Here is a 9,111-nt window from a genome sequence, read left to right as displayed (position 1 = left end):
GGTCAAGCCCGCTCCCACAAAAATCACCTGCGCCTGTGGGAGCGGGCTTGACCCGCGATTCGACCGCGCAGCGGTCGCAGGGCATACTTGCCATCCCGGCAAGCCAGAACATCCCCCCATGCGTATCCACGTCAGCTTCATCGACCGCGTCGGCATCACCCAGGAAGTGCTGGCCCTGCTCGGTGCCCGCCACCTCAACCTGGACGCCGTGGAGATGGTGCCGCCCAACGTCTACATCGACGCCCCGACCCTGAGCCCCGACGTGCTCGAAGAGCTGCATGACGCGCTGTTCAACGTGCACGGCGTGCAAAGCGTGAAAGTGGTCGACATCCTCCCCGGACAACGCCGCCACCTGCAACTCGATGCCCTGCTCGCCGCCATGAGCGACCCGGTCCTGGCCCTGGACAGCGCCGGCCATGTGCTGCTGGCCAACCCCGCATTGATCGCCCTGTGCGGCCAGGACCCGGAGGGCCGCTCGGTGGGTGAGCTGTTCGGCGACCCGCAACTGCTCGATGCGCTGATCGAACAGGGTTTCCACCTGCCCTTGCGCGAAGTCACCCTCAATGGCCAGACCCTGCTGCTCGACGCCACCCCGATCACCAACGCCGGCGCCCTGCTGACGCTGTACCAGGCCAACCGCATCGGCGAACGCCTGTCGGCCCTGCACCACGACCATGCCGAAGGCTTCGACGCGCTGCTCGGCGACTCGCCGCCCATCCGTACCCTCAAGGCCCGCGCCCTGCGTGTGGCGGCGCTGGATGCGCCGCTGCTGATCCACGGCGAGACTGGCACCGGCAAGGAACTTGTAGCCCGTGCCTGCCACGCCATCAGCAGCCGCCACAACGCACCCTTCCTGGCACTGAACTGTGCGGCGCTGCCGGAGAACCTGGCCGAGAGCGAGCTGTTCGGCTACGCCCCCGGTGCCTTTACCGGCGCGCAACGCGGCGGCAAGCCGGGGCTGATGGAGCTGGCCAACCAGGGCACGGTGTTTCTCGATGAAATCGGCGAGATGTCGCCTTACCTTCAGGCCAAGCTGCTGCGGTTTCTGAGCGATGGCAGCTTTCGCCGCGTGGGCGGTGATCGCGAGGTCAAGGTCAACGTGCGCATCCTCAGCGCCACCCACCGCGACCTGGAAAAGATGGTTGCCGAAGGCAGTTTTCGCGAAGACCTGTTCTACCGCCTGAACGTGCTCAACCTGGAAGTGCCGCCGCTGCGCGAGCGTGGCCAGGACATCCTGATGCTGGCCCGTGCCTTCATGCGCCAGGCCTGCACGCAGATCCAGCGTCCGCTGTGCCGGTTGGCGCCGGGCACCTACCCGGCGTTGCTGGGCAACCGCTGGCCGGGCAACGTGCGCCAGTTGCAGAACGTGATCTTTCGCGCTGCGGCCATCTGCGAGAGCAGCCTGGTGGATATTGGCGACCTGGACATTGCCGGCACCTCGGTGGCGCGCCAAAGCGATGGTGAAGTGGCCAGCCTGGAGCAGGCCGTGGAGAACTTCGAGCGTGGCCTGCTGGAAAAGCTCTACGCCACCTACCCCTCCACCCGCCAGTTGGCCAGTCGCTTGCAGACTTCGCACACGGCTATTGCGCATCGGCTGCGCAAGTATGGCATTCCCGGAAAGGAAACCCTTCCGTAGCGAATTCGATACACCGTATCGATTTCGCTACATCGCCCGTTTGCCACTGTAATGCAAGGTTTTGATCCCTCTGCGCTTTTTCAATACTCGACAGGTGTAGCGATTTCGCTACGACCTGTATAACGAGCACCGCTGACAAATACATAACTAATTGATTTGTAAGCATTTTTTATAAATGGCCACGAACTTGCTAAGGAGATGTCAGTTCCGGGCTGGCCTGATGGTGAGCCCTACCGCCCCCCTGAGGAGTTCCCATGAGCGAGTTGCGTTTTACCGAAGATCACGAATGGCTGCGCGCCGAAGCCGACGGCAGCGTCACGGTCGGGATCACCGCCTTTGCCCAGAACGCACTGGGTGACGTGGTCTATGTGCAACTGCCGGAACTGCAAACCTACGAAGCCGGGGCCGAAGCCTCCACCGTCGAATCGGTCAAAGCCGCCAGCGGCGTGTACATGCCGCTGACCGGTGAAGTGGTGGCAGTCAACGAACAGCTGCAGGACAGCCCCGAGCTGGTCAACGAAGATCCGCTGGGCGAAGGCTGGTTCTTCCGCTTCATCCCGGCCGATGCCGGCGCCGTCGCGCAACTGCTCGACCAGGACGCCTACGACCGTCTGATCAAAGCCAACGCCGACGCCTGAGGAAATCACCATGACCATCAACCTCGGCACCGCCAATCAGTTCATCGCCCGTCATATCGGCCCGCGCGATACCGACGAGCAGGCCATGCTCGCCACCCTGGGCTTCGACTCGCTGGAGGCCATGAGCGCCGCCGTGATCCCCGACAGCATCAAGGGCACCAGCGTGCTCGAGCTCGGTGACGGGCAGAGCGAAGCCGATGCCCTGGCCTCGCTCAAGGCCATCGCCGGCAAGAACCAGCTGTTCAAGAGCTTCATCGGCCAGGGCTACTACAACACCCACACCCCGGCACCGATCCTGCGCAACCTGCTGGAAAACCCGGCCTGGTACACCGCCTACACCCCCTATCAGCCCGAGATTTCCCAGGGCCGCCTGGAAGCGCTGCTGAACTTCCAGACCCTGATCAGCGACCTCACCGGCTTGCCGATCGCCAACGCCTCCCTGCTCGACGAAGCCACGGCCGCCGCCGAAGCCATGACGTTCTGCAAGCGCCTGAGCAAGAACAAGGGCAGCCACGCCTTCTTCGCCTCGGTGCATTGCCACCCGCAGACCCTCGACGTGCTGCGCACCCGTGCCGAGCCGCTGGGCATCGAGGTGGTGGTGGGCGACGAGCGCGAGCTGGGCGACGTGAGCGCCTTCTTCGGCGCCCTGCTGCAGTACCCGGCCAGCAACGGCGAGGTGTTCGACTACCGCGAACTGGTGGAGCGCCTGCACGCCGCCAACGCGCTGGTGGCGGTAGCCGCCGACCTGCTGGCGCTGACCCTGCTGACCCCGCCGGGCGAATTCGGCGCCGACGTGGCCATCGGCAGCGCCCAGCGCTTCGGCGTGCCGCTGGGCTTCGGCGGCCCGCATGCGGCGTACTTCTCCACCCGCGATGCGTTCAAGCGCGACATGCCCGGGCGCCTGGTCGGCGTGTCCATCGACCGCTTCGGCAAGACCGCCCTGCGCCTGGCCATGCAGACCCGCGAGCAGCACATCCGCCGCGAGAAGGCCACCAGCAACATCTGCACCGCCCAGGTACTGCTGGCCAACATCGCCAGCATGTACGCCGTGTACCACGGCCCGCAGGGCCTCAAGCAGATCGCCCAGCGCACCCACCAGCTGACCGCGATCCTGGCCAGCGGCCTCAAGGCACTGGGCGTGAACGTGCAGAACGCCGCGTTCTTCGACACCCTGACCCTGGCCACCGGCGGCGCGACTGCCGCGCTGCATGAACAGGCGCGCGCCCGCCAGCTCAACCTGCGCCAGATCGATCCCGAGCACCTGGGCCTGTCGCTGGACGAAACCAGCACCCAGGCCGATGTCGAGGCCCTGTGGCAGCTGTTCGCCAATGGCCAGGCCGTACCGGACTTCGCCGCGCTGGCCACTGCCACGCCAGCACGACTGCCGGCCGCCCTGCTGCGCCAGTCGGCCATCCTCGAACACCCGGTGTTCAACCGCTACCACAGCGAAACCGAACTGATGCGCTACCTGCGCAAGCTGGCCGACAAGGACCTGGCGCTGGACCGCACCATGATCCCGCTGGGCTCGTGCACCATGAAGCTCAACGCCGCCAGCGAAATGATCCCGGTGACCTGGGCCGAGTTCGGCAACCTGCACCCCTTTGCCCCCGCCGAGCAGAGCCAGGGCTACCAGCAACTGACCGACGAGCTGGAGGCCATGCTGTGCGCCGCCACTGGCTATGACGCCGTGTCGTTGCAGCCCAACGCCGGTTCGCAGGGCGAGTACGCCGGCCTGCTGGCGATCCGCGCCTACCACCAGAGCCGGGGCGATGCCCGCCGCGATATCTGCCTGATTCCCTCCTCGGCCCACGGCACCAACCCGGCCACCGCACACATGGCCGGCATGCGCGTGGTGGTCACTGCGTGCGATGCCCGTGGCAACGTCGACATCGACGACCTGCGCGCCAAGGCCATCGAGCACCGCGACCAGTTGGCCGCGCTGATGATCACCTACCCGTCCACCCACGGTGTGTTCGAGGAGGCCATCGGCGAGATCTGCGCGATCATCCACGACAACGGCGGCCAGGTGTACATCGACGGCGCCAACATGAACGCGATGGTCGGCCTGTGCGCCCCGGGCAAGTTCGGCGGCGACGTGTCCCACCTGAACCTGCACAAGACCTTCTGCATCCCCCACGGCGGTGGCGGCCCGGGCGTCGGCCCGATCGGCGTCAAGGCGCACCTGGCGCCGTTCCTGCCGGGCCATGCGCACCTGCACAACCCCCAGGGCGCGGTATGCGCAGCGCCGTTCGGCAGTGCCAGCATCCTGCCGATCACCTGGATGTACATCCGCATGATGGGCGGCGCCGGGCTCAAGCGTGCGTCGCAGATGGCGATCCTGAATGCCAACTACATCGCCCGCCGCCTGGAAGAGCACTATCCTGTGTTGTACACCGGCGGCAATGGCCTGGTGGCGCACGAGTGCATCCTGGACCTGCGCCCGCTCAAGGACAGCAGCGGCATCAGCGTCGACGACGTGGCCAAGCGCCTGATCGACTTCGGCTTCCATGCCCCGACCATGTCGTTCCCGGTGGCCGGCACGTTGATGATCGAGCCGACCGAGAGCGAGGCCAAGGAGGAACTGGACCGCTTCTGCAACGCCATGATCTGTATTCGCGAAGAGATTCGCGCAGTGGAGAACGGCAGCCTGGACAAGGACGACAACCCGCTGAAGAACGCCCCGCACACCGCGGCCGAACTGGCCGGCGAATGGCCCCACGGCTATAGCCGCCAGCAGGCGGTGTACCCGCTGCCATCGCTGGTGGAGGCCAAGTACTGGCCACCCGTGGGGCGTGTCGACAACGTGTTCGGCGACCGCAACCTGATCTGCGCCTGCCCGTCGATCGAAAGCTATCAGGACGCCTGAGGGCCTCTTCGCCGGCAAGGCCGGCTCCTGCAGAGCCCGCGCGCATCTGTAGGGGCCGGCCTTGCCGGCGAAGCTTTTCAACCTGCACGAGGGTACGACCATGTCACTCAGCGTCTTCGACCTGTTCAAGATCGGCATCGGCCCCTCCAGCTCCCATACCGTCGGGCCGATGCGCGCAGCCGCGCGTTTTGCCGAGGGCCTGCGCCGCGACGACCTGCTGGCCAGTACCGCCAGCGTCAAGGTCGAGCTGTACGGCTCGCTCGGCGCCACCGGCAAGGGCCACGGCAGCGACAAGGCGGTGCTGCTGGGGCTTGAGGGCGAACACCCCGACAGCGTCGACACCGACACCATCGCAGCGCGCCTGCAGGCGATCCGCAGCAGCGGGCAGCTCTACCTGCTGGGCGAGCACGCCATCGAGTTCAACGAAAAACAGCACCTGGCGATGATCCGCAAGCCGCTGGCCTTTCACCCCAACGGCATGATCTTTCGTGCCTTCGACGCCGCCGGCCTGCAGGTACGCAGCCGCGAGTACTACTCGGTGGGCGGTGGTTTCGTGGTCGACGAAGGCGCCGCCGGGGCCGATCGTATCGTCGAGGACAGCACCACACTGCCCTACCCGTTCAAGACGGCCCGGGAACTGCTTGACCACTGCACCACGCATCACCTGAGCATCAGCCAGGTGATGCTGGCCAACGAATCGGCCTGGCGCCCCGAGGCCGAGACCCGCAGCGGCCTGCTGCACATCTGGCAAGTGATGCAGGACTGCGTGGCCGCCGGCTGTCGCAACGAGGGCATTCTGCCCGGCGGGCTCAAGGTCAAGCGCCGCGCTGCGGCCCTGCACCGCCAGCTGTGCGCCAACCCCGAGGCGAGCCTGCGCGATGCGCTGTCGGTACTCGACTGGGTCAACCTCTATGCCCTGGCGGTCAACGAAGAAAACGCCTCCGGCGGTCGCGTGGTCACCGCCCCCACCAATGGCGCTGCCGGCATCGTGCCGGCGGTGCTGCACTACTACATGCGCTTCATCGGGGGTGCCAGCGAAGACGGCGTGGTGCGCTTTCTGCTCACCGCCGCTGCCATCGGCATCCTGTACAAGGAAAACGCCTCGATCTCGGGGGCCGAGGTGGGCTGCCAGGGCGAGGTCGGGGTGGCCTGTTCGATGGCAGCCGGGGCCCTGTGCGAGGTGCTGGGCGGCAGCGTGCAACAGGTCGAGAACGCCGCCGAAATCGGCATGGAACACAACCTGGGCCTGACCTGCGACCCGATTGGCGGGCTGGTCCAGGTGCCCTGCATCGAACGCAATGCCATGGGCTCGGTCAAGGCGATCAACGCGGTGCGCATGGCCTTGCGCGGCGACGGGCAGCACTTCGTCTCGCTCGACAAGGTGATCCGCACCATGCGCCAGACCGGCGCCGACATGAAAAGCAAATACAAGGAGACCGCCCGCGGCGGTCTGGCCGTCAACATCATCGAGTGCTGACAACCTCAAGCCTCTAGAAGGAGACATCAATGTCCACCGACACACTGCTGCAAACACCGCTTCATGCCCTGCATCTGGAACTGGGCGCGCGCATGGTGCCGTTCGCCGGCTACGACATGCCCGTGCAGTACCCGCTGGGGGTGCTCAAGGAGCACCTGCACACCCGCGAACAGGCCGGCCTGTTCGACGTGTCGCACATGGGCCAGATCCGCCTGGTGGGCGCCGATGCCGCCAAGGCCCTGGAAACCCTGGTGCCGGTCGACATCATCGATTTGCCGGTGGGCATGCAGCGTTACGCGATGTTCACCAACGAACAGGGCGGCATCCTCGACGACCTGATGGTGGCCAACCTGGGCAACGACGAACTGTTCCTGGTGGTCAACGCCGCCTGCAAGGACCAGGACCTGGCCCACCTGCGCCAGCACATCGGCACGCTGTGCCAGGTGCAGCCGCTGTTCGAAGAGCGCGCCCTGCTGGCCCTGCAGGGCCCGGCGGCGGTCAAGGTGCTGCAGCGCCTGGCCCCCGAGGTGGCGGACATGACCTTCATGCAGTTCAAGCCCGTGGTGTTGCTGGGCGTGGACTGCTACGTGAGCCGTTCGGGCTACACCGGTGAAGACGGCTTCGAGATCAGTGTGCCCAGCGCCAGCGCCGAGGCCCTGGCCCGTCACCTGCTGGCCGAGCCGGAAGTGGCCGCCATCGGCCTGGGCGCGCGCGACTCGCTGCGCCTGGAAGCCGGCCTGTGCCTGTACGGGCATGACATGAATGCCGACACCACGCCGATCGAGGCGAGCCTGCTGTGGGCCATCTCCAAGGTACGCCGCGCCGATGGCTCGCGGGCGGGAGGCTTCCCCGGCGCTGCTGCGATCTTCGCCCAGCAGCACAGCGGCGTGGCGCGCAAGCGCGTCGGCCTGCTGCCGCAGGAGCGCACCCCGGTGCGCGAAGGGGCCGAGATCGTCGATGAGGCCGGCACGGTGGTCGGCAGCATCTGCAGCGGAGGCTTCGGGCCCACGCTGGGCGCGCCAGTGGCGATGGGATATGTGGACCAGGCCCATGCAGCGCTCGATACACCGCTGTGGGCCATCGTGCGCGGCAAACGGGTGGCGATGAAAGTCAGCAAGATGCCGTTCGTTGCCCAGCGCTACTATCGCGGCTGAAACAGCGCAATTGAAACAAGGTGTCATGGCGCGTTCGGGATATTCGTTTTCGAACGCGTTTTACAACTTTCGAACACGCCCGACAGCGGCCCGCAAACAGCCCCGGAAATTTCCCGCCAGGCCCCGTGGTGCGGCGCTCTGCGGGACTTGTTTTTGCAATCGAAATGAGTGTAGATTCACTGCACTGTGTTTGCATGGGTCGCTATGGTTCGTGACCTGGGCAGTAGCGCCGAGTTTTGCTACAACCCGTTCGACGTCTCTTACTTTCCTGCAACCCAGCCCAGTACTCTTTCAATGAAAGAAACTGTTACTAATTCTAAGTTTCAAAGGAAATAAGACAATGTCCCAACGTCAGAGCGGTACCGTCAAGTGGTTTAACGACGAGAAAGGTTTTGGTTTCATCACTCCAGAAAGCGGTCCGGATCTGTTCGTACACTTCCGCGCTATTCAGGGCAACGGCTTCAAGAGCCTGAAAGAAGGCCAGAAAGTGACCTTCGTTGCTGTGCAGGGCCAAAAAGGCATGCAAGCCGACGAAGTTCAAGCCGAAGCCTGATCTTCATCAACGAAAGAGCCCCTGCTGGCAACAGCAGGGGCTTTTTTGTGCGCGCAATTCCGTAGAATGGGCGCTTTGTCACCCGGAGCCTGAGCGCATGCCCAAGCAACTTCTTCAACCACAGGGCGAGTTCCCCGTGGTCGGCCTGGGCCGTCGCCTGGCCGCGATGTTCTATGACTTCCTGTTGTGCACCGCCCTGCTGATGGTGACCACGCTGGTGTACAAGATGGTGCAGATGGCGATCATCGGCGAGACGCGCATGCGCGCCCTGACCGAGGCGGGGGCGCTGGATGGCGATCCGTTGCTGTCGACCGTTCTGCTGTTCATGCTGTTCGGCTTCTTCGCCAAGTTCTGGACCCACGGCGGCCAGACCCTTGGCATGCAGGTATGGGGCATCCGCGTGCAGAATGCCGACGGCAGTGCCATCAGCCTGTGGCAGGCACTGCTGCGCTTTGTGGTGTCGATTGCGTCGTGGCTGTGCCTGGGCCTGGGGTTTCTGTGGTCGCTGGTGGACAAGAAAAAACGCGCCTGGCATGACATGTACTCGGAAACCCAGCTGGTGCGGATTCCCAAGCGCAAGAAGTAGAACCGCAGCGCACCGTTCGCCGGCATAGGCAACCAATGAAAAAGCCGACCCTGAGGTCGGCTTTTTGTTGGCCAGTGTCCCGTCCTGAATAAGGTTTACACCTCCCATCCCGAATTTCCGGAGAGTCAGATGGAGCAAGGTGTAAAGCGCACACAGCGTGATTACTCACTGTCTTTTAAATTGGCGGTGGTTGATCAGATT

Annotated in this window: 7 protein-coding genes; all 7 read left to right on the top strand. The window is 64.9% G+C overall.

The window, feature by feature from the left end; genetic code table 11:
• The first annotated feature begins 118 nt into the window (after window positions 1-118).
• On the top strand, window positions 119-1,636 hold the full coding sequence (locus QMX96_RS25770) for a sigma-54-dependent transcriptional regulator (RefSeq protein ID WP_043862427.1): 1,518 nt from the start codon (window positions 119-121) through the stop codon (window positions 1,634-1,636).
• Window positions 1,637-1,890: 254 nt separating this feature from the next.
• On the top strand, window positions 1,891-2,274 hold the full coding sequence (gene gcvH, locus QMX96_RS25765; RefSeq protein WP_043862428.1) for a glycine cleavage system protein GcvH: 384 nt from the start codon (window positions 1,891-1,893) through the stop codon (window positions 2,272-2,274).
• A 10-nt stretch (window positions 2,275-2,284) separates the two neighbouring features.
• Window positions 2,285-5,140: an aminomethyl-transferring glycine dehydrogenase gene (gene gcvP, locus QMX96_RS25760; protein ID WP_282362675.1), complete on the top strand. Its 2,856-nt coding sequence runs from the start codon at window positions 2,285-2,287 to the stop codon at window positions 5,138-5,140.
• A gap of 100 nt (window positions 5,141-5,240) precedes the next feature.
• Window positions 5,241-6,617 carry an L-serine ammonia-lyase gene (locus tag QMX96_RS25755; RefSeq protein ID WP_043862430.1) on the top strand — a complete coding sequence of 459 codons (1,377 nt, stop codon included), beginning with the start codon at window positions 5,241-5,243 and terminating at the stop codon, window positions 6,615-6,617.
• A gap of 29 nt (window positions 6,618-6,646) precedes the next feature.
• Complete coding sequence (gene gcvT, locus QMX96_RS25750; RefSeq protein ID WP_058541434.1) at window positions 6,647-7,771, top strand: glycine cleavage system aminomethyltransferase GcvT; 1,125 nt, start codon at window positions 6,647-6,649, stop codon at window positions 7,769-7,771.
• Between the two features lie 340 nt (window positions 7,772-8,111).
• A complete protein-coding gene (locus tag QMX96_RS25745; RefSeq protein ID WP_003175786.1) occupies window positions 8,112-8,324 on the top strand; it encodes a cold shock domain-containing protein in 213 nt (70 codons plus the stop codon).
• Between the two features lie 97 nt (window positions 8,325-8,421).
• Complete coding sequence (locus tag QMX96_RS25740) at window positions 8,422-8,910, top strand: RDD family protein (protein ID WP_043862432.1); 489 nt, start codon at window positions 8,422-8,424, stop codon at window positions 8,908-8,910.
• The last annotated feature ends 201 nt before the right edge of the window (window positions 8,911-9,111 follow it).

Origin of the sequence: Pseudomonas sp. PS01300 (genome assembly GCF_029960155.1) — a bacterium.
Classification (GTDB): domain Bacteria; phylum Pseudomonadota; class Gammaproteobacteria; order Pseudomonadales; family Pseudomonadaceae; genus Aquipseudomonas; species Aquipseudomonas palmensis.
Note: the sequence above shows the minus strand (reverse complement) of the source record. Positions and strands in the feature narration are given on the sequence as shown.

Coding starts and splice junctions, on each gene's coding strand:
- QMX96_RS25770 (WP_043862427.1), top strand. CDS start 119: ATGCGTATCCACGTCAGCTTCATCGACCGCGTCGGCATCACCCAGGAA.
- gcvH (WP_043862428.1), top strand. CDS start 1,891: ATGAGCGAGTTGCGTTTTACCGAAGATCACGAATGGCTGCGCGCCGAA.
- gcvP (WP_282362675.1), top strand. CDS start 2,285: ATGACCATCAACCTCGGCACCGCCAATCAGTTCATCGCCCGTCATATC.
- QMX96_RS25755 (WP_043862430.1), top strand. CDS start 5,241: ATGTCACTCAGCGTCTTCGACCTGTTCAAGATCGGCATCGGCCCCTCC.
- gcvT (WP_058541434.1), top strand. CDS start 6,647: ATGTCCACCGACACACTGCTGCAAACACCGCTTCATGCCCTGCATCTG.
- QMX96_RS25745 (WP_003175786.1), top strand. CDS start 8,112: ATGTCCCAACGTCAGAGCGGTACCGTCAAGTGGTTTAACGACGAGAAA.
- QMX96_RS25740 (WP_043862432.1), top strand. CDS start 8,422: ATGCCCAAGCAACTTCTTCAACCACAGGGCGAGTTCCCCGTGGTCGGC.